Below are 20978 nucleotides of genomic sequence, written 5' to 3'. Positions count from 1 at the left end.
GAAGGTCAACGAAGATATTGGACGGAGCAGTGCGAGAACAAGACGTTCACCACCCCGTTCATGATGGATCGTTTTGCGGAATGCGTTCCCAGGGACGCACAGATACTCGACTTTGGATGCGGGTATGGAAGAACCATGAGAGAACTGGCCGTGGTCGGTTATACTCGTCTGACTGGCATCGATTTTTCCGAACCTCTCGTGGAACGCGCACGGCGCGAGAATCCTTCCTTCGACGTGACTGCATACCCTGGAGGCGAATTTCCCTATGAAGACGATTGCTTCGATGCCGCTGTGGTCATGGGGGTGTTCACATGCATCATCGAAACACAAGCGCAGGCACAGGCCCTTCTCGAATTGAAACGGGTGCTTCGGCCCGGCGGCATCCTTGCTGTGGGTGACTTTCTGATCAACCGGGATCGCAGAAATCTGGACCGCTACAAAGCGGGCAAGGAAAAATATGGCCTGTATGGCGTTTTTGATGTCGAAGATGGCGGAACTCTGCGCCATCATGACCGCAATCATATGGAAGCGCTTTTTTCCGATTTCGAGACGCTTTTTTTTGAAGAGGCGACTTATGAGACCATGCATGGAAACCAATCTCAGGGCTTTTTTTGCCTGTTGAGAATGCCTTGACACGAAACAGGCATGAATCTACCTTGAATCAATAGTCGGTTTCGTCCGTCCAGACAAAGTCGATAAGTCATGTCGTATCGAGGTGTTCAGTGGATTCTCAAGTGATTTATGATGCGTTGCGTTCCAAGATAATTCACTTGGAATTGGCTCCGGAATCCGTTCTCAATCTGTCCGAGCTGGCCGAGGAATTTGGTGTCAGTCGAACGCCCATCAAAGAAGTTCTGCTCACTCTTCAGGCTGAAGAATGGATTGTGCGGCAGGGGTCGCACTTCATGGTGACTCCGCTGAGTTTGGAACGAATCAGGGAAATTACGGAAATTCGCATGGTCCTTGAGGTCCAGGCCAACCTTTGGGCCACGCAACGAATTTCTCAGGAAGAGCGTGATGCACTGCTGGCGCTGAAGCAGGAAACCCTCGACTTTACCGGGCTGCACGACAACAGGGCCATCGTTGACCTTGATTCGAAAATCCACAGGCTCGTTTTTACCGCTGCTCATAACAGCCAGCTGACCACTGTCCTCGAACGTATCCTGAACCATTACCTACGATTCTGGCTTGCTGCACCGCGCCGGATCGAACCGAGAACCTTTTTTGCCGAATCACTGGAGCTTATCGACGCCATCGCAACCAGGGATGAAGACGTCGTGCGTGAGTGTACTGTCAGGCATATCCGAAATTCCGTAGCCGAAATCATGGGAACTCGCTAGCCCGTTTCGCCCCTCCTTTTTTTCCGGTTCCTTTTTCTTTGTGAGTCTTGCCAAGGGAACCCTTTTCCCCTTTGATGCCTGGCGCATGGAAGCTCCAGCGACATGATAAGATCCTGTCGCTGTCTCTTGTTGTGGGCAAGGCTCTTCAGCCCCAGTCAAAGCCTCTGGGTGATACAGGCCTTGCACAATATAAATGTATTGTGTATTTATAATAAATACAGAGAGCGGCATGCATTGAAAAAGTGGTTGAAGAACACGTGAGGTCTGTCATGGAAGAACTGATTTATTTGGATAACGGGGCCACATCATTTCCCAAACCCGAGTCCGTTTATACGTATATGGATAGTTTCCATCGCAGCCACGGGGTCAGTCCGGGGCGATCCGGGTGCGACCTTTCCATTGAAACGGGAAACATCATTGAGACTACGCGCAAAGAACTGACAGCTCTCTTTCATGGAACTGATTCGAATCGGTTGGTCTTTACCCTCAATTCAACAGACGCACTGAACCTGGCCATCAATGGTATCGTGTCCCCTGGGGACCATGTTGTCACGACTGCCCTGGAGCACAATGCCGTGCTTCGTCCCTTGCATCATCACTGGCGGTATAATGAGGTCGAAGTAGATCATGTGGACTTTGATGCTGATGGCTTTGTCCATCCTGAAGACTTTGTGGCGCTCTTCAAGCCTTCCACTCGTCTGGTGGTTGTGAACCATGTTTCGAATGTGATTGGAACCGTGCAACCCATAGAGGCCATTGGTCGCTTGTGTCGTGAGCGGGGTATTTTATTCATGGTCGATGCTTCCCAGTCCGCAGGAAAGATTTCGGTGGATATCAGGAAGTCATGTATTGATATACTGGCTTTTACCGGCCACAAATCTTTGCTTGGCCCCACGGGGATCGGTGGTCTTTATGTGGGGGAGGATGTCGTGATCCGCCATACCCGTGCAGGAGGAACCGGTGTTCGATCCGCTCAGTTGCATCATCTGGAAGAGTATCCTTATCGATTGGAATACGGCACTCCCAACCTCGTGGGTATTGCCGGGCTGCTGGCCGGTGTTCGCTGGATTGGTGAGCAGGGAATGAACGCCCTTCATGAACATGAAATGGCTTTGACCCGTCTGTTAGTGGATGGATTGGAGAAAATCGACAACATCACGCTGTATTGCCAAAGGGAGCGTGTCAATCATATCGCTGTGGTCAGCTTTAATGTGAATGGATTCGAAGCCGGAAATGTGGGAACACTTCTTGACGGAGACTATGGCATCGCGTGTCGAACCGGGTTGCAGTGCGCCCCGTTGGTCCATCGTAAGCTCGGGACTGAAGCACAAGGAGGAACTGTTCGCTTCGGAGTGGGACCATTCAATACCCGTCAGCATATTACGACTGCACTGGAAGCCGTTGCTGAAATCGCTGCTACCTTCGGTCGATGAGAGATTTTTTCTTATTTGTCTTGGGGCGGTCATTCTTTGAAATGGCCGCCTCTTCTTATTTTCCGCTTTTTTCGCAAAAAGACTCCCAACCGAGCAACCATGCGCTTGTCCTTTTTTTCACCAAGTCATTTTGACCCAAAGTCCGTCTTTTTTGTATCTTTTTGACTCATTGTCTATAAAATTGAATATATTGAGCGTGTTATCGAGTACTTATTTGTCAATTTCACCTTTCGAGAACCATCTTTGTGGGCCTTTTTGCCCCCAATAAGAGAGTCTCTTTCCTCAGTGCGATTTCAAGAGCCTGAAAATACATCTTTTTTTGATTGGCCTAGAGATTGCTACTGGGACTATGTCAAAATCGTCGTTCCCAACAGATAGGTGCGGTTTGACACAGCCAAAGGAAGTGGTCGATTCCTGCGCTGTATCGTCCGTACGAGTTTGTTGAAACAGATTGATATTTGTTCTTGCTAAAAAATAGTTGTGTCTATTATTATGCCCGTCCAGGCATGATTTTTTTGAGACGGACCGTCCACAAGCGGCGGCCGGAAAGGGGTTTCTGGTCGCTGTTATTATGCCCAAATGAGCATAATCGTTGTCGATGTGGAATGAAGTAAGGCGTGCTCGCTTGCCCGGTCCGATTGCACATGTGCTAATGGAGTCGAAAAGATGAAAACAGTTCCCGTTCAGGATGCCGTGGGCATGGTCTTGTGCCACGACATGACCAAAATAGTTCCCGGAGAATGCAAAGGCCCGGCCTTTAGAAAAGGGCATGTCATAGGCGAAGAGGATGTTTCCGCACTGCTCGAAATGGGCAAGGAGCATATCTATGTTTTGAATATGGAGCGGGGGACCATCCATGAGGATGAAGCCGCATTCCGTATTGCCAAAGCCGCATCCGGCCAGGGCATCACGCTGACCGAAGTCTGTGAAGGACGGGTCAACATGATCGCCGCACCCGGACTGCTCGACATCAATGTCGAAGCGCTCACCCGCATCAATTCCATTGAGGAAGTGGTGTTGTCCACCATGCATAGCGGACTTCAGATATCCGACCCAGGTCCGGTGGCTGGAACCCGTGTGGTCCCTCTGGTCATCGATGAAGCAAAGATAAAGCAGGTGGAAGCCATTTGTGCCGAATACCCTTATGTGGTCGGGGTTCGTCCGTTTCGCCATTTCCGTGTCGGTCTCGTGACTACGGGCAGCGAGGTGTACCACGGTCGTATCAAGGACAAATTCGGTCCGGTCATCCGGAGAAAATTTTCCAAGCTTGGCTCGACAGTCATGGATCAGAAATTGTCATCCGACGATCCATCCATGACGCGGGATGCCATCCTCGCAACCATTGCTGAGGGGGCTGAAATGGTCATGGTCACCGGAGGTATGTCCGTGGATCCGGATGATCAGACGCCCACGGCAATCCGGGCCACCGGAGCAGAGGTCATCACTTACGGCGCTCCCACTTTCCCCGGTGCCATGTTCATGGTCGCCAAGCTGGGGGATGTCCATATCCTGGGGCTTCCCGGATGTGTCATGTATTACCGAGCGAGTATTTTCGACCTGGTGGTTCCCAGGTTGCTGGCCGGTGAAGAAGTGACTCGTGAAGACATCGTTGCCCTGGGACACGGCGGTTTCTGTGCAACCTGCGATGTCTGCCGATATCCCATTTGTCCCTTTGGAAAATAGTTTTCATTGTATAGTCGTGTTTTCGCCCCGATCTTCCAATTGCAAAGTGAGACAGTCCAAATACCAAGGAGGAATACTGTCATGATCAAACTCACGCTCTTCGTGAACGGCGTGTCCAAACAGGTGGTGTGCGAACAAGATGAGTCGCTCGCCAATGTTTTGCGCCAGAATCTTGGCCTCACCAGTGTCAAGGTTGGCTGTGGTTCAGGCCAATGCGGTAGTTGTAGTGTTATCGTGGATGGCAAGCTGATTCGCTCGTGCACCATGAAAATGAAGCGCGTCAAGGAAGGCGCCTGCATTACAACCACTGAAGGCATCGGAACTCCGAGTCACATGCACCCGATTCAGGTTGCATGGATGGCTCATGGCGGTGCCCAGTGCGGTTTCTGCACTCCCGGTTTCATTGTTTCCGTCAAGGCTCTTATTGATTCCCACCCTGATCCCAGCCGTGAAGACATTCGCGATTGGTTCCAGAAGCATCGCAACGCCTGCCGTTGTACCGGGTATCAGCAGCTTGTGGACGCCACGCAGGATGCCGCCGCTGTCATGCGCGGTGATATGAAGATTGAGGAACTGGAATTCAAGATCCCCGATGACGGACGGATCTGGAATACCAAGTATCCCCGTCCTTCCGCAGTTGCCAAGGTCACAGGTACCTGGGACTTCGGTGCGGACATCGGTCTGAAACTGCCTGCTGAGACCCTCCAGTGCGCTCTGGTTCAGGCTGAAGTTTCTCATGCCAAGATCATTTCCATCGATACCACTGAAGCCGAGAAGATGCCCGGTGTCTTCAAGGTCGTCACTCACAAGGATGTCAAGGGAAAGAACCGGATTACCGGATTGATCACATTCCCGACCAACAAAGGTGATGGCTGGGATCGTCCCATTCTCTGCGATGAGAAGATCTTTCAGTACGGCGATGCCATTGCCATTGTCTGCGCTGATACTGAAAAGAATGCCAAGGCCGCGGTTTCCAAGGTCAAGGTTGAGTTGGAGCAGTTGCCCGAATACATGAGCGCCCCGGCTGCCATGGCTGATGACGCTATCGAGATTCATCCCGGAACTCCCAACGTTTACTATACTCAGAAAATCGCCAAAGGCGAAGATACCGCTCCCATATTTGATAAGGCAGACGTGGTTGTGGAAGGCGACTTTTATACTTCTCGCCAGCCGCATATGCCCATCGAGCCGGATGTCGGCTTTGCCTACACCGATGATGAAGGCAGACTCTGCATTCACTCCAAATCCATTGGTTTGCACCTGCATCTGTACATGATCGCCCCCGGTCTCGGCGTGGAGCCAGAGAATCTGGTTTTGGTTCAGAACCCCACTGGCGGTACCTTCGGCTACAAGTTCAGCCCGACCATGGAAGCCCTGGTTGGCGCGGCATCGTTGGCCACTGGCCGTCCCGTCTTCCTGAACTACACATGGCACCAGCAGCAGACCTACACCGGTAAGCGTTCTCCGTTCCTGACCTGGATGCGGTATGCAGCCACCAAGGACGGCAAACTGCTTGGCATGGAAACCGATTGGAGCGTTGACCACGGTCCCTACTCCGAATTCGGTGATCTGCTGACGCTGCGCGGAGCACAGTATATCGGCGCTGGATATGATATCCCGAATATCCGTGGAGAAGGACGCACCGTCTGCACCAACCACGCCTGGGGAGCCGCTTTCCGTGGCTACGGCGCACCTGAAAGTGAATTCCCGTCTGAAGTGCTCATGGATGAACTGGCTGAGAAGCTGGGGATGGACCCGTTCGAGCTGCGTTACAAGAACGTCTATCGCGAAGGTTCCACCACTCCCACCGGCCAGGACCCCGAAGTCTACTCACTGCCGGAGATGTTCGACATCCTGCGGCCTAAATATGAAGAAGCCAAGAAACGCGCTGCCGCGAATTCCACTGCCGAAGTCAAACGCGGCGTCGGAATCGGCCTTGGGGTGTATGGTTCCGGTCTTGACGGCCCGGATAGCTCCCAGGTTGATATCAGTATTAATGCCGATAATACCGTGACCGTATATTCCTGCTGGGAAGACCATGGCCAGGGCGCGGATATGGGAACACTGGGTACTGCTCATGAGGCCCTGCGCCCGCTCAATCTCACCCCTGATCAGATCAGATTGGTCATGAACGATACGAGCAAGGCTCCCAATGCCGGACCTGCTGGCGGCAGTCGCTCCCAGGTTGTGACCGGTCAGGCCACCCGTGTTGCCTGCGAAGCCCTCGTGGAAGCCATGCGCAAACCGGATGGCAGCTTCCGTACCTATGATGAAATGGTCGCCGAAGACCTGCCCCTGCGTTATGAGGGCAAGTGGACCGCTCCGGCCAATGATTGTGATGAAAACGGACAGGGTAACCCCTTCTGTTGCTACATGTACGGTTTGTTCCTGTCGGAAGTCGCAGTGGAACTGGCAACAGGAAAAACGACTGTCGAAAAGATGACCACAGTCGCCGATGTTGGTGTCGTCAATAACTTCCTGGTTGTTGACGGTCAGATTCATGGCGGTGTAGCACAGGGTATCGGCTTGGCGCTGAGCGAAGATTATGAGGACATCAAGAAGCACTCGACCATGGTCGGTGCCGGATTCCCGTACATCAAGCAGATCCCCGACAACATGGAGATCATCTATGTCGAGAGCCCACGTCCCGACGGTCCCTTCGGAGCCTCCGGAGTCGGTGAAATGCCGCTCACAGCTCCTCATGCCGCTGTTATCAACGCCATAGCCAATGCGTGTGGTGTTCGTATTAGAGACCTGCCTGCACTGCCTGAAAAGGTGTTGGCCGGACTCAAGGGCTAAGACTCTGTAAACTCATTGACAGCGGTCCGTCCTCCAAGATGGGCCGCTGTCTTGATTCTTTCTCGGAAGGAATATGGAACAGGCTGAACTGAGACAGTGGGAAAGTAAATGTATTCAGGAGGAACCTCCGCAGTGCGTCGCTGCATGCCCTTTGCATGTGGATGGACGCACTTTCTGCTCTTTGATGGCGCAGAAACGGTGGGACAAGGCATGGACAGTTCTCGCCAAGACCATGCCCCTGCCAGGAGTTCTGGCCCGAATTTGTGATGCGCCGTGCCGTGAGGCATGCGTGCGCAAGGATGCAGGTGGTCCCATAGAAATGGGGACGTTGGAGCGGTTCTGCGCTGAGACTGCCAAGCCTGTTTCCCCTCCCCGCCCATTGCCATCGCGGCACAAACATGTGGCCGTTGTTGGTGGCAATCTCACCGGACTGTGTGCTGCCTGGGAGATGGCTCGCAGAGGATTTGACGTGACCCTGTACTGTGACAGCGTCGCGGGAGAATTGGCTTTTCTCGACGAAGGGGTGCTTGTTCGGGAACTGGAAAATCTTGGCAAACTGGGCGTCACCATGGAAACCGGCATTGTGGTCGAGAAAGCGATGCTCCTCTCCCTGATTGAGCAGAGTGATGCGGTTTTTCTTGATTCGGATGCTTTTCCTGAGCTTGCTGCGGGGCTTGATAAGCCGGATGCGATGACACTGGGGACACAGCTTCGAGGATTGTTTGCCAGTCCGTTGGGGGAACCCTCTTTTATTTTGCAGGCCGCCACGGGGCGTCGCGCAGCCAATTCCCTGGAGCGCTTTACCCAAGGCGTCTCCATGGTGACAGGCAGGGAAAAGGAAGGGGCGTATGAGACGCGTCTGTTCACCAGTCTCGAAAAGGTTTCTTCGGCTTCTCCCGTGTCGGAAGATGAAGGATATGACGAAAAGGCCGCTTGTGCCGAGGCTCGGCGCTGCCTTCAGTGCGAGTGTCTTGAATGTGTGAAAAAGTGTGAATATCTGAAGCATTACAAGGCATATCCCAAAGTGTATGCTCGTCAAATTTCCAATAACGAATCTATTGTCATGGGCACACGTCAAGCCAATGGCATGATTAACTCCTGTACTTTGTGCGGGCTGTGCGAAGTCGTTTGCCCTGAAGATTTCGCCATGGCTGATTTGTGCCATGAGGCACGTCTCAGTATGGTGCAGCATGGGAAGATGCCACAATCGGCCCATGAATTTGCCCTGCGGGATATGCTCTTTGCCAATCGGGATTCTGTTTCCCTGGCCCGTCATGCGCCGGGAACGGATTCGAGTGAATATGTTTTTTTCCCCGGCTGTCAATTGACTGCTTCCAACCCCGGTGTCGTGCAGCGAGCCTATGCCGACCTGTGCCACCGGATAGGTCAGGTGGGATTGATACTGCATTGTTGTGGTATCCCGGCAGAATGGGCGGGGCGTGAAGATATGAAGGCCGAAGCCACACACCATCTTGCCGCCATGTGGGCATCCCTGGGACAGCCCAAGATTATCGCCTCCTGTCCTTCCTGTCTGGGCGCTTTGAAAAAAGTGTTGCCCGGTGCGGAAATCACTTCACACTACACGATTCTTCGAGCGCTCGGCGTGCCTAGGTCTGCGTCCAGGTGTGGGACTGTCGCTATCAATGATCCCTGTTCCGCACGGCATGATCTCATGATGCGGGAGGATGTCCGGATGCTGCTCGGTGAGGTGGCGCAGGCCGTGGTCGAACCCGAATTGACAGGGGAAACCACGGAATGTTGTGGCTATGGCGGGTTGGTGGCCGAGGCCAATTCCTCGCTTGCCGATGCGATAACAGAGCACAGGGCCGACTCGGTTCAGGAAGATTTCGTGACGTACTGCATCATGTGCCGCGATCGATTCGTCAAGGTAGGCAAGCGGGCTCTCCACTTGTACGATGTCTTGTATCCTGTAAGCGGAGATGCTGGTGCGCGTCCATCGCCGGGATATTCCGAACGCCGGGAAAATCGAGTGCATCTCAGGGAGCATTTGCTCCGGGAGATGTGGCGCGAGCAGGATAGCGGTGCAGAAGAACCGTTCGAATCCATCGAGGTGACGTTCACTGAAGAGGCTGCTCGGCTGATGGAAGAGCGGCGGATTCTTAAAAGTGATGTGCAAAAGACGTTGTTGCAGGTTCGGGACTCGGGGCGGAGCTTTGTCAATAGTGAAACTGGTCGGCTTTTGGCTTCATTCCGGCCGGTGACCGTCACCTATTGGGTGGAGTTCGAGCGTTCCGGCGATGTCTTTACCGTTCATAATGTCTGGTGCCACCGTATGCGCATCAAGGGGGGACAGGCATGAGTGTCATCAAGGTGCCGGAAGCGGATGCCGCTGCCTGGCAGTGTGCGACCTGCAATGAGAAGTTGGTGCCACGCGCCGTGGAGCTTGAATATCTCGACTCTTTATTCAACGTGGAATTGCCGACCTGCCCGAAGTGCGGGTTGGTGTTGATTCCAGAGGGGCTTGCCCTTGGTAAGATGCATTCCGTGGAGCAGTTGTTGGAGGATAAATGACCACGCCTGAAGCTGCTATTCCTCTGTGGGAGCGTGCGGAACTGCGTGCGGCGGCAGGGACGACGCTGCGGCCTGGTGGATTGAATTTGACGGACAGGGCGGCGGAATTGATTGGCGTGGTCCCTGGCTGGCGGGTTCTTGATGTCGGGAGCGGCCTGGGAGCGACCATGAAACGCCTTTGCTCCCGTTACGGAGCACAAGCCTTTGGGGTGGAAACATCGTTGCAGCAGATTCAGCGTGCTTCGACTGGAAGCAGGTGTGTCCAGGCTGACGGTGCTATACTTCCCTTTGGTGATGGGGTCTTTCATGCGCTTTTTTGTGAATGTGTTCTCTCTTTGTTTGACGACAAGAGCGCTGGTTTGCGTGAATTTTATCGTGTCCTCAGGCCCGGAGGTTTTTTGGTGCTGTCTGACCTTCACGGAGAAGGCGGAGAGGGCGTTGGAAGTGGTGCCTCTTGTGCGGATCGGGCCGGTCCGCTCTCGGTCACGCGGGAGATGCTTGTGGCACAGGGATTTTCGGTCTTTCTGGTGGAAGACCATTCCCGTCATCTCAAGGAGTTGGCGGCCAAACTGATATTCATTGACGGAAAGCCTCGTAACCAGTGTACTTGTGAAAGTCGCAGGGTCGGGTATCATCTTGTGATCGCGCAGAAAAAAGGGTTGGAAAATGGTGGGTGACGCCGGATTGCGAATGATGGAATTGGCAGGCAAAGGGTATTGTTGCAGCCAGATCATGGTTCTGCTGACTCTGGATGAAATGGACAGGGAAAATCCTGATCTGGTCAGGGCAGCGGCTGGATTGTGCAATGGGCTCGGAGACTGTTCCGGTCCGTGTGGTGTGCTGACTGGTGCGGCCATGGTCTTGGGGGTGTTCGGTGGCAAGGGTACGGATTTGGAAGAGGCCGAAGAAGTGCTTCCTGTCATGCTGGAGTCTTTGCGAGATTGGTTTGCGGAGCGTACTGCCGAACATGGCGGGACGACATGCGGTCATATCTTGGATGGCCGGTGTGGGCAGGCCGATCCTGTTTTGTGTGGCGGACTTCTTGCCGACGCACATGAGAAGGTCCGCGAAATTGTGGCTGAAAATAATTTTGATCCGGCCGAGGGCCGGGACATGCCATGAGTGCTCTTCCGCGCAGCGTCTGCCCTGTCTGCCTGGCTCCGGTCATTGCGACCCACGAAAGCGTGAATGGTGAGACTTTTTTGGTCAAGGAATGTCCGGAACACGGTGTTTTTAGGACTGTTGTCTGGCGAGGTACGCCTGATTTTCATGGCTGGTCACGAGCCAAGATTCCCTCTCTGCCCAAGGAGCCTTTGACCAAGGTTGAGAAGGGGTGCCCTAATGACTGCGGTCTTTGTGGTGCCCATCGGCAGCATACCTGTACAGCTTTGATTGAGGTGACCTGGCGGTGTGATCTCGGGTGTCCTGTCTGTTTTGCGTCCTCGGGCAAGCAGGCACAGACCGATCCGGCAGTGGAAGAAATCGGTTTTTTGTTGGATAGGGTCATTCGGATTTCCGGGCTGTGCAATATTCAACTCTCAGGTGGAGAGCCGACCGTGCGAGATGATCTGCCAGCCTTGATTCGTCTGGCGCGTGGCAAAGGGTTTCCCTTTGTCCAACTCAATACCAATGGCCTGCGCCTTGCCCGGGAGCCGGGATATGCCGCCACATTGGCTGAAGCAGGCTTGTCCTCGGTCTTTTTGCAATTTGACGGGACCAGCGATGATATTTACGGGTCACTTCGAGGAAAACCGCTTCTTGCGGACAAAATCGCGGCTATGGAAGCTTTGACTGAGGTCGGGGTGGGTGTTGTCCTGGTCCCTACTGTGGTGCCGGGAGTCAATGAGCATGACCTGGGTGCAATAGTACGGTTAGCTTCCCTGCATTCCCCCGGAGTACGGGGTGTCCATTTTCAGCCGGTGAGCTATTTTGGCCGGTATCCCGATGCACCGGATGATGCACAGCGAATCACGCTGCCTGAGTTGATGCGTTCCCTTGAAGAGCAGACCGGAGGAAGTATTCGAGCCATTGATTTTCAGCCGCCGGGGTGCGAGCATTCCCATTGTTCTTTTCATGCCAACTATGTGGTGACGGAATCCCGTGCCCTCAAACGACTTTCTGCCAAGGGGCAGTGCGGGTGTGCGCCGCGACCGGCGGAAGAGGGGGCTGACAAGGCCAAGGCTTTTGTCAAGCGACAGTGGGCAGCACCGGGAACGTCCCTGCCCATGGCCCATGCCATGACAACCGATGTCCCTGATGAACTGGATGTCTTCATCGAACGGGCCGCCACGCATACGCTGGCTATTTCAGCCATGGCTTTTCAGGATGCCTGGACACTTGATCTGGAACGTCTCAAGGGGTGTTGTATTCATGTGGTTTCGCCGGACGGGAGATTGATTCCCTTCTGCGCCTACAACCTGACATCCATGGACGGTGAAAGCCTGTATCGGGGGAAATGTCATGGGCCTGTCCAATCTTGATCAATGTCTCGCCCTGCGTCTGGGCTGGCTCGGGACGGACCACCCTCCGACTCGGGAGTTTCTGCGCAGTTGGCAGCTTGATCAGTTGCGCAGGATTGTCGAACATGCTTCGAAAAACAGTCCGTTTTATGCCCGACACTTTGAGACGGTGTTTCCTGAGAAGATTGCCTCATTGGATGACTTTTCTTCTCTGCCGACCATGACGGCGGATGACCTGCGTCGGGACCCGGAACAATTGCTGTGTCTGTCCCGTGATGCAGTGGCTCGTGTTGTCACCTTACACAGCTCCGGGACCACTGGCCCACCCAAGCGGGTTTTTCATACGCATGCCGATCTGGAGGCGACCGTCGACTATTTTCGATGGGGTATGGCAAACTTGGTAGGAATTGATGAAGGCGTGCTCGTGCTCATGCCTGGCGATCGGCCGGATGGAGTGGGACGGCTGCTTGTGGACGCTCTGACGCGGGCTGGTGCCAGGCCTGTTCCATATGGTATTTTTGATAGAACGGGTGACGTCATTGCCCGGTGTTTGCGTGAGCAGGTTCGGTGCATTGTCGGGCCATCCGCCCATCTCAACATGGTGGCCCGCGCCTGGGAGCGGGAGTGTTTGCCCAAGGATCAAATTCGTTCCGTGCTTTTGTGTTGGGACATGGCCCCCGGAATTGTGGTACAGAATGTGGAAAAGGCTTTTGGCTGCAAGGTTTTCCGGCATTGGGGCATGATTGAGACGGGTCTCGGTGGAGCCGTGGAGTGCAGCCCTGGCTCTGGCCTGCATGTGCGGGAGGCTGATGTGTATGTGGAAATAGTGTGCCCGGAAACAGGAGAATTGCTCCCGGACGGAGAATTCGGAGAGATAGTGGTCAGCACTCCCTTGCGGCGCGGGATGCCATTGATACGGTACCGGACAGGGGATTCTGGGCGGATTGTATCCGGGCAATGCGCCTGTGGCAGCCCTGCTCGACGACTGGACCCACGAGTTTTTCGGCGAGATGAAGGTGTGGATATCGGCACAGGCGTGATTGGTCTTCAGGAGTTGAATGAGGTTTTGTACGCTGTGGACGGGCTGGATGATTTCTGCGTGGCAGTTCTGCCGGGCGAGATCCGAGTGACGGTAAGTAGCTGGGGAGAAGGTGTGTCCCGGCGGGTCAGAGCAGCTCTTGAGACTGTGGAGCCTTTGCAGCGTGGAGTGACGCAGGGAATGTTCAAGATAGAGATACAGATCGAAAATGGTGGAGTTCCTGCGGTCCAGGGGCTTGGCAAACGCCGCATTGAATTGCATTTGGGGAGTTGACTCATGAAGAAATTTGTCCGTTCGGTATGTGATCTTGTGGAAGCGAAAGAGACCTTTGTTATGGTTTCCGTGGTGGAAAGCTCCGGTTCCACTCCCCGGTCTTCCGGGGCCAAAATGGTGGTTCGAGGCGATGGTTCCATCTTTGGCACTGTGGGAGGAGGATTGGCTGAAGCCCACGCTTGCCGGGACAGCCTGAAGCTGATGGAAAGCGGGGACGGAACTGCGCAGGTATCCTACGTGGACATGACACAGGAGCTGGCTGCCGAGTCGGACATGATCTGCGGGGGAGGTCTGACCGTGCTCATGGAGGTCGTGGAACCGGACGGGCCATGCGCTGCCGCTTATGTTGATCTCGATGGCTTGCTGCGTAAGGGCACCCGTGCCGCGTTGTGTACCCGATTTGAAAAGAGTGATCAGCTACGCGCCGTGAGTCATGAAATTCGAATTGAATTCATGCAGGGAGAGACCCCGACTTTTGAAAAAACCGAGACGGAATTGAAACTTGTTGAACCGTTTATTCCTGCTCCCTCGCTTTATATATTCGGGGCCGGGCATGTGTCTCAATTCACGGCTCGGGTCGCGGCCATGATTGGTTTTCGAACGGTGGTTCTGGATGATCGGGCTGATTTTGCCAATGCGGAACGGTTTCCCGAAGCTGATGAAGTCGTGGTGCTCTCCTCCTTCAAAGGGTGTTGCGAAGCGTTGGATGTGCGCAAGGATTCATTCGTGATCATTGTGACTCGTGGCCATCTGCATGACAAAACTGTTCTGGCGGAAGCGCTGGGAACTGTCGCCGGTTATATCGGAATGATCGGCAGTCGCAGAAAGCGCGACTCCATTTATGCCGTTCTTCTTGAGGAAGGTTTTTCACAGAAGGACATTGATCGATGCTCCTGTCCCATCGGACTGCCCATTGGCGCGCAGACTCCGGAAGAGATTGCTGTCAGTATTTGTGCCGAGCTGATTCAGGTTCGTTCCGGGGAGGGAACATGACCAGGTTGGCGGCTGTGATCCCATCAGCAGGGCTTTCCTCGCGCATGGGATCGTTCAAGCCGTTGCTCCCCCTTGGCTCGGGAACAGTGCTGTCCCGCTGTATTGAAGTTTTTCGGCAGAATGGGGTGGCTCGAATTATAGTTGTGACAGGAAAAAGAGCGGAAGAGGTGGCGTCCGCCGCCCGTCGGGCCGGAGCCGTGGCAGTTCACAATGCCGACTATGAACAGGGCATGTTTTCATCAGTTCTGACCGGAATCCGTGCCCTCGATCCAACCATATCCGGATTCTTCCTGCTTCCGGTGGATATCCCCCTTGTTCGGGTTGAAACCGTTACCCGGCTTATCCAGGCTTTCTCCGAAAGCGATGCCTCTGTTTTCTACCCACGGTTTCAGGGGCAACGGGGCCATCCCCCACTTATTTCCTCCAGCCTTATCCCTCACATTCTCACGCATGATGGGCAGGGCGGCTTGCGGGCCTTGCTGGATACCTTTGAGTCCGGGGCGCACGATCTCGTGGTGACTGACGCCGGATCACTCAGGGACCTCGATCATCCGGCTGACTATGAATTTGCCATGAAGCGCGTGGGGCAGGAATACCCCTTCGCTGAGGAGTGGGAACAACTGTGGGATGTCTATGGAGTTTCACAGGATATTCGAGAGCACTGTGCAGCCGTTGCCCGTGTGGCCAAAATTCTTTGTCTCAGATTTAATGAAACATGTACGCCCCATGCGCTTTTGAATCCGGCGTTGGCAACCGGGGCTGCCATGGTTCATGACATTGGCAAGGGTCGAAAGCATCATGACGCGGTGGGTGCATGGCGGTTACTCGAACACGGTTTTACCGATGCGGCCCAAATTGTCCGGGAACATTCGGATCTCTCTCTTGGGGAACGGGACAACATGACTGAAAAGGAGATCGTCTTTCTTGCCGATAAATTGGTGCAGGGAAGCTCTCCGGTTCGGCTTAATGCCAGGTATGAGGCCAAGCTGATGCTCTTTGGCGATCGTCCAGAAGCCAGGAAAGCCATTCGGGCCAGACAGGAACGGGCCAATGCCGTGCGGGCGCGCCTCGAGCGTGTGATAGGCGTGGACGTGGAAACCCTGGCTTTCGAGGGGGGCGGATGATCGTCCTTGTTCGGCATGCCCGGACTTCCGGCGGAACAGGGCGATGCATTGGACAAACGCCGCTCCCTCTGTCCCCGGCTGGCGTTGTTCAAGCACACGGTCTGATTTCCACTCTCGGCGCGGTGCGGTTTGGCAGGATTGTCTCAAGCCCGGCCGTCCGTGCCATGGAAACGGTCGCTCCCCTGGCCCTTCATCTTGGGCTCGATGTGGAAACCCTGCCAGGGCTTGATGAGATCGATATGGGGCTGTGGGAGGGACAATCCTTTGCGGTTCTCAAGCAGACGGATGCCGAGGCGTATGAGCAGCGTGGACGCCGGTTCGCTTCGTTTCGTCCACCCGGAGGAGAGTCTTTCGCAGATGTGGCTGCCCGTGCTCTTTCGGTCCTGGAATCTTTGCCGGAGTCAACTCTTCCGATTCTGGCTGCGACCCATGCTGGCGTGATTCGTTCTCTCCTGTGTCGTCTGACAGGGCATCCTTTGGACGATCTTTTTCACTTTACTCCACGGCATGGCTGGTGCTGTGTACTGGCTCGAGCAGATTCGGGCTTGCAGGTTTTGGCTGAGTCCATTGCCCCGGATCAGGTTGAAGAGGCATTGAACTGAGTTATTTTTGAGGGGATGCCTCTTCGACCAGTTTCCTGATGACATCCAATTTTTCACCAGTGATCACTTTATCCCCGATGACTGTGGTGGGGAAGGACATTTCCGGGTTTTTGGTACGGAGGGCACGCATGGTGATATTGCGTTCGTCGCCAGAGAGACGATCCACATAAATATGTGTAAACCCCTTTGGCCCGAGCAATTCTTCCAGGAGTGTGCCGACGTTGTGGCAGTGAGTGCATGTGCTGAGTGCGTAGAGCGTGATTTTCCGGTTCATGATTTCCTCCAGGACATCAATCATTTTGCAAGGCGTGGCAGCCGATACTTTGCTTGTTGCATTGGGCGGACATTGCCACAATATACGCTGCGTAGCACCCATGGTAAAGGTCGATGAGTGATTTCGAAAGTGGTGTTTTCTTGTAAAATTGTGTCAGGTCACGGATCAGGCCTCGCAGGTCTTCACATGCTCTGGCCAATCGTTGCTCTGTGCGGTTGATGCCCGCATAATTCCACATGGTCGAGCGGATGTTCATCCAGTCCTGGGCTATGAGGGCCGGGTCTTCGTTGTGCACCAGGCCGGGGTATTCCCAATCCGGAATGGATTCCAGAAGGCGTTTGTTGATTGAGGGATTTCTGGTGAGTTGTCGACCGATGAAGTTGCCTGCGTTGCGTCCCCACAAGACGCCTTCGAGCAGGGAGGTACTCGCAAGTCGATTGGCCCCGTGAACACCGGTGCAACTGCATTCGCCGATGGCGAACAGCCGTTCCAGACTGGTTCGTCCGTTGATGTCCGAATACACCCCGCCGCAATGGTAGTGTGCGGCCGGAACCACAGGAATGGGGTCGCGCTGGATATCGATGCCAATGTCCAGGCAGTGGGCATAGATGGTGGGGAAACGCTCAGCCAGATTATGTTGTACGGGAGTACAATCCAGAAAGACGCATTCCTCTCCACTGCGGTGGAGCGTGTCCACAATGGCTCGGGAGACAATGTCGCGCGGGGCAAGTTCCTTGCGGGTGTCATAGCGCTCCATGAATCGTTTGCCCTTGCTGTCCACCAGATGGGCACCTTCGCCGCGCATGGCTTCGGTGATGAGGAAGCGGCGCTTGGACCGATGGTAGAGTGTGGTGGGATGAAACTGCATGAACTCGGCGTTCATGATCTTGGCTCCGGCCCTGTGTGTCATGGACAGGGCACTCCCCACGGAAGATTCTGTATTGGTTGAGTGCAGGAAAATGCGCCCGAGACCGCCTGTCGCCAGGACTGTATGGTCGGCCAGTATGGTTTCAACATTTCTGGTGTCGTTATTGTAGACATAGGCACCGAGACATTTGTTGATTCTGCTGTACTGGAAAGAAAGCTTGCAGGTATGATGATGGCTGGTGATCAAATCCACGGCAGTTCTGCCTGTGGCGATCTTGATGTTCGGGTCGGCAATAACTGCGGCCCTGAGACTGTCCATGATCGCCTTGCCTGTGTAGTCGCCGCAGTAGAGGACTCGGCTGACGGAATGGCCGCCCTCACGAGTCATGTCAAAACCTGAACCGTCTTCTTTGGTGGCAAAAGGGACGCCCAATTTGTCAATGAGGACTTCACGTACTGCATCCGGCCCGTTTCTTGCCAGATGATTGACGGCAGGCGTGTGATTGTGATTCCAGCCCGCTTTTCTGATATCCTTGGAGAGTAAAGCCGGGGTATCTTCGTCGCCTCGGGTCACGATTCCCCCTTGCGCCGAGGCGGTATTGCCATCGCCGAGTTCTTCCCCGGCGCTGATCAGCGTGACTTCATGACCTTGGGCAGCGATGGAAAGGGCGCAGGTGGCACCGGCTATGCCGGAGCCGATGACGAGAGCCTGGGTGATGGTCCGATCAGTATGCATGGTATCCTTCTAAGCGCAGACGCCTGAACAAAATATGCCGCAGGCCGTATTTCGAATTTGCAGTGGATGGGTTGTGACCTGAACCCTGTCTCCATCCATATTCCAGCTCTCAACACGCCCGTTTTCCGCCAGCAGATCAAGTGCCTTTGTCAGGCGGTTTGCAAAGCAGTGTTTCTGTTTTGTCGGGGTGCCACACAGTGCTTGCAGACTCAGCATTTCAGCAGTGAATCCCCCCTCGAAGACCTTGGTCGCGCCCAGGAGCCATTTGCCCAGCCCGTTACGTCCGAGGAAACGTCGGTCCTCCAGTTTCATGGGAGTGCCTCCTGAGCGGAATGTCGTGACAACATCTCCATTGATTTCAACGAGACACATGTTCTGTTGGCGATCAACCAGGACGCGGTTGATCAGTCGTGTCATGTACCGATATTCACTGCCGGAAATATCAATGACGCCGGTATGCAGGCGTTGTAGGCTGGCAAAAACCTGGTCGCGATTGTGCTCATTGTTGCGCAGGTGCAGTGAATGGAGCAGGTCAGCCGGGGAAAATTGTATCTGACACGCTTGCCGGGTGTTGGCCGGAGCATTATTCACACAGTGGAGCAGAACATCAAGATCCCATTGGTCAAAGGTTTCGCCCGTGAAGAAAATTTCCTTGCCCCTGACCAGGGAAATCAGTCGTTTATTGTGAGTGAAAGTGGTGGGAGCCATATAATCGCCACGGAAGAGATCGGAAATGAGGTACGTGCCGAGCCGTTGTGTCCGAAAGGTCGTACCGCCGGGTGAAGTCGCGGGGAAGAGAGAGTGCTCTGTTTCATAGGCAGTATGCTGCATGGAAAACACGGCGTCGTCAGTTGTATGCATATGCTGAAACATGACCCCTCCGTTGGGTGTTTTCGCCGGGCGACATCGTCCGGTTTTCCCTCGAACGTGGAGGGGGCCCCCGAAAGAGAGCACCCCTCCTGGGTCGAGGATGGTTGTTGTCAATACTGGTGAACCAGATCCAGATCCTTGTCCGGAATATCAAAGGTCGTGTTGTGCGGCCCAAGGGGTTCACGGGAAAAATACATCGGCAGTCTGTCGTGGAATTTGGTGAAACCGGCCTTCTCGTTGAAGGCGCGCTCCATGCGCAGGACAAGCTTGCCCAGTTCGACGATATCCCGGCCGGTCAGCTTGAGGTCGAACATGCCATTGATGGTTGCCAGCATGGCGTCAAAGGTATCCGGTTGGTCAAGGATGGCAAAACTCACGAAAAGACAATATCCGGTTGCATCAAGGGCCGCAGTGGCGATCTGGAGGTTGCGGGAGATATCGATTTGTCCTTCGATACCCAACGGATCGATGTCTCTGCCGACCTTGAGAATATTGGGAGCCACGGCATAACCTGCGGTATGATCAGCACCTTGGGGAGAGGTGGCATAGGTAACGCCGATCCCCTTGACCGATCGGGGATCATAGGCAGGCATGGCTTGTCCTTTGACAACCGGAGCACGCTCCAGCCCGAAGCACCGTGCAACAGTGGCCGCGCCACTGCCAAGAATTCGGCCCATGGGTGTTCCCCGTCCTGCTTCCTTCAGCAATCGAATGGCTCCCTCGGCATCACCGAATTCAATGACCCCGGCGTCCATGGCCAATCCGATGGCGACACCCATTTCAATGCTGTCGAATCCGAAATCATCATCCATGAAGTCCAGTCGGGCGATGACATCAAGGTCGTCTATGCCGCAGTTGGCTCCATGTGCCCAGATGGTTTGATAGCTCGGTCTTTTACTCAGGAAATTACCGTCCTTGTCCAGATACTGGGCTGAACATTGGATGCTGCATCCCTTGAAACAGGAATCGGAACAGGTCGTGCTTTCCGAGCGTGCGTCAGCGAGCAATTCCATGGCGTATCCATCAATGGATGGGGTGCCGTCGAACCGGCCATGCCGAAAGTTGAGAGCAGGGTAGCTGCCTGCGCCATCGATCAGATTGGTGAGAACATTGGTTCCGTGTTGAGGCAGGTCGTGGCCGGTGATATGATGACGGTGCAAACCGTCGATGAATTTTCGATTGGCAGTTTCGAACCGCTCCGGGTCGGCCGGTTCCCGGATGGTCGTCCCGGCGGGGTCGATAACGATGCACTTGATGTGCTTGGCTCCCATGACTGCGCCGACACCGCCTCGCCGTGCCTGACGGGTCGGGCGGAAGTGGGCATCCGTTACGGCGACGGAGGAGTTGGACAGGCCCATCTCTCCGGCAGGCCCGATGGAGATGACAGCAACAGTGCTGCCGTGGATTTTCTTCAATCGCGCACAGAGTTCATAATTGGTGAGCATGCGCAGGTCGTCATCCGGTTCTATACTCACTCCTTCCCGTGTGATAATGACTTTGTAGAGTGTTTCCGAGGAAGGATTGCCTTCGAGCACGATGGCGGCGATACCGAGATGGCCGAGATATTGTCCGGCCATGCCTCCCACATTGGATTCCTTGATACCGCCTGTCAGGGGGCTTTTACAGCCTACGGAAAGACGACCGGAGGTGCTGGCCGCAGAGCCGGTCAGCAACCCCGGTGCAATGATCAATTTGTTTTCCGGTCCCAGGGGATGGCATTGGGGAGGGACCTCATCATGCACCATGGCTGCGGTCATGGCTCGACCGCCAAAGCCGACATACTTCCCAATAGGCTCCTTATCAGCCTTGGGACCGCCGGAGGCTCCGACATTGATGCGTATGATTGTGTCCATCCCGATCTCCTTGCCGCTTCCGCCTTTGAGGTACTCCAGCCCTCAATACTGCGAGGGAAAACGGCGAATGAGCGATGCCGGATTCAAGTTCGGTATCGCTC

18 protein-coding genes are annotated in these 20978 nt (G+C 54.6%); 14 read left to right on the top strand and 4 right to left on the bottom strand.

The window, feature by feature from the left end; genetic code table 11:
* Window positions 1-60 precede the first annotated feature (60 nt).
* The 14 genes from BN4_RS09445 (at window position 61) to BN4_RS09380 (ending at window position 16277) form a co-directional block, all read left to right on the top strand.
* Window positions 61-633, top strand: coding sequence for a class I SAM-dependent methyltransferase (locus BN4_RS09445; protein WP_015415162.1), 573 nt, complete (start codon window positions 61-63; stop codon window positions 631-633).
* Between the two features lie 89 nt (window positions 634-722).
* A complete protein-coding gene (locus tag BN4_RS09440; RefSeq protein ID WP_015415161.1) occupies window positions 723-1340 on the top strand; it encodes a GntR family transcriptional regulator in 618 nt (205 codons plus the stop codon).
* Between the two features lie 269 nt (window positions 1341-1609).
* Window positions 1610-2773: an aminotransferase class V-fold PLP-dependent enzyme gene (locus BN4_RS09435; RefSeq protein WP_015415160.1), complete on the top strand. Its 1164-nt coding sequence runs from the start codon at window positions 1610-1612 to the stop codon at window positions 2771-2773.
* A gap of 666 nt (window positions 2774-3439) precedes the next feature.
* On the top strand, window positions 3440-4456 hold the full coding sequence (locus tag BN4_RS09430) for a molybdopterin-binding protein (protein ID WP_015415159.1): 1017 nt from the start codon (window positions 3440-3442) through the stop codon (window positions 4454-4456).
* A gap of 81 nt (window positions 4457-4537) precedes the next feature.
* On the top strand, window positions 4538-7255 hold the full coding sequence (locus BN4_RS09425; protein WP_015415158.1) for a molybdopterin-dependent aldehyde oxidoreductase: 2718 nt from the start codon (window positions 4538-4540) through the stop codon (window positions 7253-7255).
* Window positions 7256-7328: 73 nt separating this feature from the next.
* A complete protein-coding gene (locus BN4_RS09420) occupies window positions 7329-9575 on the top strand; it encodes a pyridine nucleotide-disulfide oxidoreductase/dicluster-binding protein (RefSeq protein WP_015415157.1) in 2247 nt (748 codons plus the stop codon).
* Window positions 9572-9787 carry a DVU_1557 family redox protein gene (locus BN4_RS09415; RefSeq protein ID WP_015415156.1) on the top strand — a complete coding sequence of 72 codons (216 nt, stop codon included), beginning with the start codon at window positions 9572-9574 and terminating at the stop codon, window positions 9785-9787. The genes BN4_RS09420 and BN4_RS09415 overlap by 4 nt, the downstream gene beginning before the upstream one ends.
* A complete protein-coding gene (gene trsM, locus BN4_RS09410; protein WP_015415155.1) occupies window positions 9784-10464 on the top strand; it encodes a DVU_1556 family methyltransferase in 681 nt (226 codons plus the stop codon). Before BN4_RS09415 ends, trsM begins: the two co-directional genes overlap by 4 nt.
* Window positions 10454-10909, top strand: a complete 456-nt coding sequence (locus BN4_RS09405) for a DVU_1555 family C-GCAxxG-C-C protein (protein ID WP_015415154.1) — start codon at window positions 10454-10456, stop codon at window positions 10907-10909. The genes trsM and BN4_RS09405 overlap by 11 nt, the downstream gene beginning before the upstream one ends.
* A complete protein-coding gene (gene trsS / locus BN4_RS09400; RefSeq protein ID WP_015415153.1) occupies window positions 10906-12267 on the top strand; it encodes a radical SAM (seleno)protein TrsS in 1362 nt (453 codons plus the stop codon). The genes BN4_RS09405 and trsS overlap by 4 nt, the downstream gene beginning before the upstream one ends.
* Window positions 12248-13558, top strand: a complete 1311-nt coding sequence (locus BN4_RS09395) for a DVU_1553 family AMP-dependent CoA ligase (protein ID WP_015415152.1) — start codon at window positions 12248-12250, stop codon at window positions 13556-13558. The genes trsS and BN4_RS09395 overlap by 20 nt, the downstream gene beginning before the upstream one ends.
* Before the next feature lie 3 nt (window positions 13559-13561).
* On the top strand, window positions 13562-14551 hold the full coding sequence (locus BN4_RS09390) for an XdhC family aldehyde oxidoreductase maturation factor (RefSeq protein ID WP_015415151.1): 990 nt from the start codon (window positions 13562-13564) through the stop codon (window positions 14549-14551).
* Complete coding sequence (locus tag BN4_RS09385) at window positions 14548-15675, top strand: DVU_1551 family NTP transferase (protein WP_015415150.1); 1128 nt, start codon at window positions 14548-14550, stop codon at window positions 15673-15675. The genes BN4_RS09390 and BN4_RS09385 overlap by 4 nt, the downstream gene beginning before the upstream one ends.
* Window positions 15672-16277, top strand: coding sequence for a histidine phosphatase family protein (locus BN4_RS09380; RefSeq protein WP_015415149.1), 606 nt, complete (start codon window positions 15672-15674; stop codon window positions 16275-16277). The genes BN4_RS09385 and BN4_RS09380 overlap by 4 nt, the downstream gene beginning before the upstream one ends.
* Before the next feature lies 1 nt (window position 16278).
* On the opposite strand, the gene BN4_RS09375 is transcribed toward BN4_RS09380, so the two are convergent.
* From BN4_RS09375 to BN4_RS09360, 4 genes are all read right to left on the bottom strand, one after another.
* Window positions 16279-16551: a glutaredoxin family protein gene (locus BN4_RS09375; RefSeq protein ID WP_041720259.1), complete on the bottom strand. Its 273-nt coding sequence runs from the start codon at window positions 16549-16551 to the stop codon at window positions 16279-16281.
* A 16-nt stretch (window positions 16552-16567) separates the two neighbouring features.
* Window positions 16568-18154 (bottom strand): L-aspartate oxidase, encoded by a 1587-nt coding sequence (locus BN4_RS09370; RefSeq protein ID WP_015415147.1) that lies wholly within the window; start codon window positions 18152-18154, stop codon window positions 16568-16570.
* A 9-nt stretch (window positions 18155-18163) separates the two neighbouring features.
* Window positions 18164-19027, bottom strand: coding sequence for a hypothetical protein (locus BN4_RS09365; RefSeq protein ID WP_041720257.1), 864 nt, complete (start codon window positions 19025-19027; stop codon window positions 18164-18166).
* A gap of 107 nt (window positions 19028-19134) precedes the next feature.
* Complete coding sequence (locus BN4_RS09360; RefSeq protein WP_015415145.1) at window positions 19135-20877, bottom strand: aldehyde ferredoxin oxidoreductase C-terminal domain-containing protein; 1743 nt, start codon at window positions 20875-20877, stop codon at window positions 19135-19137.
* Between the last annotated feature and the right edge of the window lie 101 nt (window positions 20878-20978).

Origin of the sequence: Pseudodesulfovibrio piezophilus C1TLV30 (genome assembly GCF_000341895.1) — a bacterium.
GTDB classification, from domain to species: domain Bacteria; phylum Desulfobacterota; class Desulfovibrionia; order Desulfovibrionales; family Desulfovibrionaceae; genus Pseudodesulfovibrio; species Pseudodesulfovibrio piezophilus.
Note: the sequence above shows the minus strand (reverse complement) of the source record. Positions and strands in the feature narration are given on the sequence as shown.

Bases quoted from the DNA above. Each gene is read 5' to 3' on its own strand.
- BN4_RS09430 (WP_015415159.1), top strand. From the start codon at position 3,440: ATGAAAACAGTTCCCGTTCAGGATGCCGTGGGCATGGTCTTGTGCCAC.
- BN4_RS09415 (WP_015415156.1), top strand. From the start codon at position 9,572: ATGAGTGTCATCAAGGTGCCGGAAGCGGATGCCGCTGCCTGGCAGTGT.
- BN4_RS09425 (WP_015415158.1), top strand. From the start codon at position 4,538: ATGATCAAACTCACGCTCTTCGTGAACGGCGTGTCCAAACAGGTGGTG.
- BN4_RS09445 (WP_015415162.1), top strand. From the start codon at position 61: ATGATGGATCGTTTTGCGGAATGCGTTCCCAGGGACGCACAGATACTC.
- BN4_RS09405 (WP_015415154.1), top strand. From the start codon at position 10,454: ATGGTGGGTGACGCCGGATTGCGAATGATGGAATTGGCAGGCAAAGGG.
- BN4_RS09420 (WP_015415157.1), top strand. From the start codon at position 7,329: ATGGAACAGGCTGAACTGAGACAGTGGGAAAGTAAATGTATTCAGGAG.
- BN4_RS09395 (WP_015415152.1), top strand. From the start codon at position 12,248: ATGGGCCTGTCCAATCTTGATCAATGTCTCGCCCTGCGTCTGGGCTGG.
- BN4_RS09385 (WP_015415150.1), top strand. From the start codon at position 14,548: ATGACCAGGTTGGCGGCTGTGATCCCATCAGCAGGGCTTTCCTCGCGC.
- BN4_RS09370 (WP_015415147.1), bottom strand. From the start codon at position 18,154: ATGCATACTGATCGGACCATCACCCAGGCTCTCGTCATCGGCTCCGGC.
- trsS (WP_015415153.1), top strand. From the start codon at position 10,906: ATGAGTGCTCTTCCGCGCAGCGTCTGCCCTGTCTGCCTGGCTCCGGTC.
- BN4_RS09365 (WP_041720257.1), bottom strand. From the start codon at position 19,027: ATGTTTCAGCATATGCATACAACTGACGACGCCGTGTTTTCCATGCAG.
- BN4_RS09390 (WP_015415151.1), top strand. From the start codon at position 13,562: ATGAAGAAATTTGTCCGTTCGGTATGTGATCTTGTGGAAGCGAAAGAG.
- BN4_RS09360 (WP_015415145.1), bottom strand. From the start codon at position 20,877: ATGGACACAATCATACGCATCAATGTCGGAGCCTCCGGCGGTCCCAAG.
- BN4_RS09380 (WP_015415149.1), top strand. From the start codon at position 15,672: ATGATCGTCCTTGTTCGGCATGCCCGGACTTCCGGCGGAACAGGGCGA.
- BN4_RS09375 (WP_041720259.1), bottom strand. From the start codon at position 16,551: ATGAACCGGAAAATCACGCTCTACGCACTCAGCACATGCACTCACTGC.
- trsM (WP_015415155.1), top strand. From the start codon at position 9,784: ATGACCACGCCTGAAGCTGCTATTCCTCTGTGGGAGCGTGCGGAACTG.
- BN4_RS09435 (WP_015415160.1), top strand. From the start codon at position 1,610: ATGGAAGAACTGATTTATTTGGATAACGGGGCCACATCATTTCCCAAA.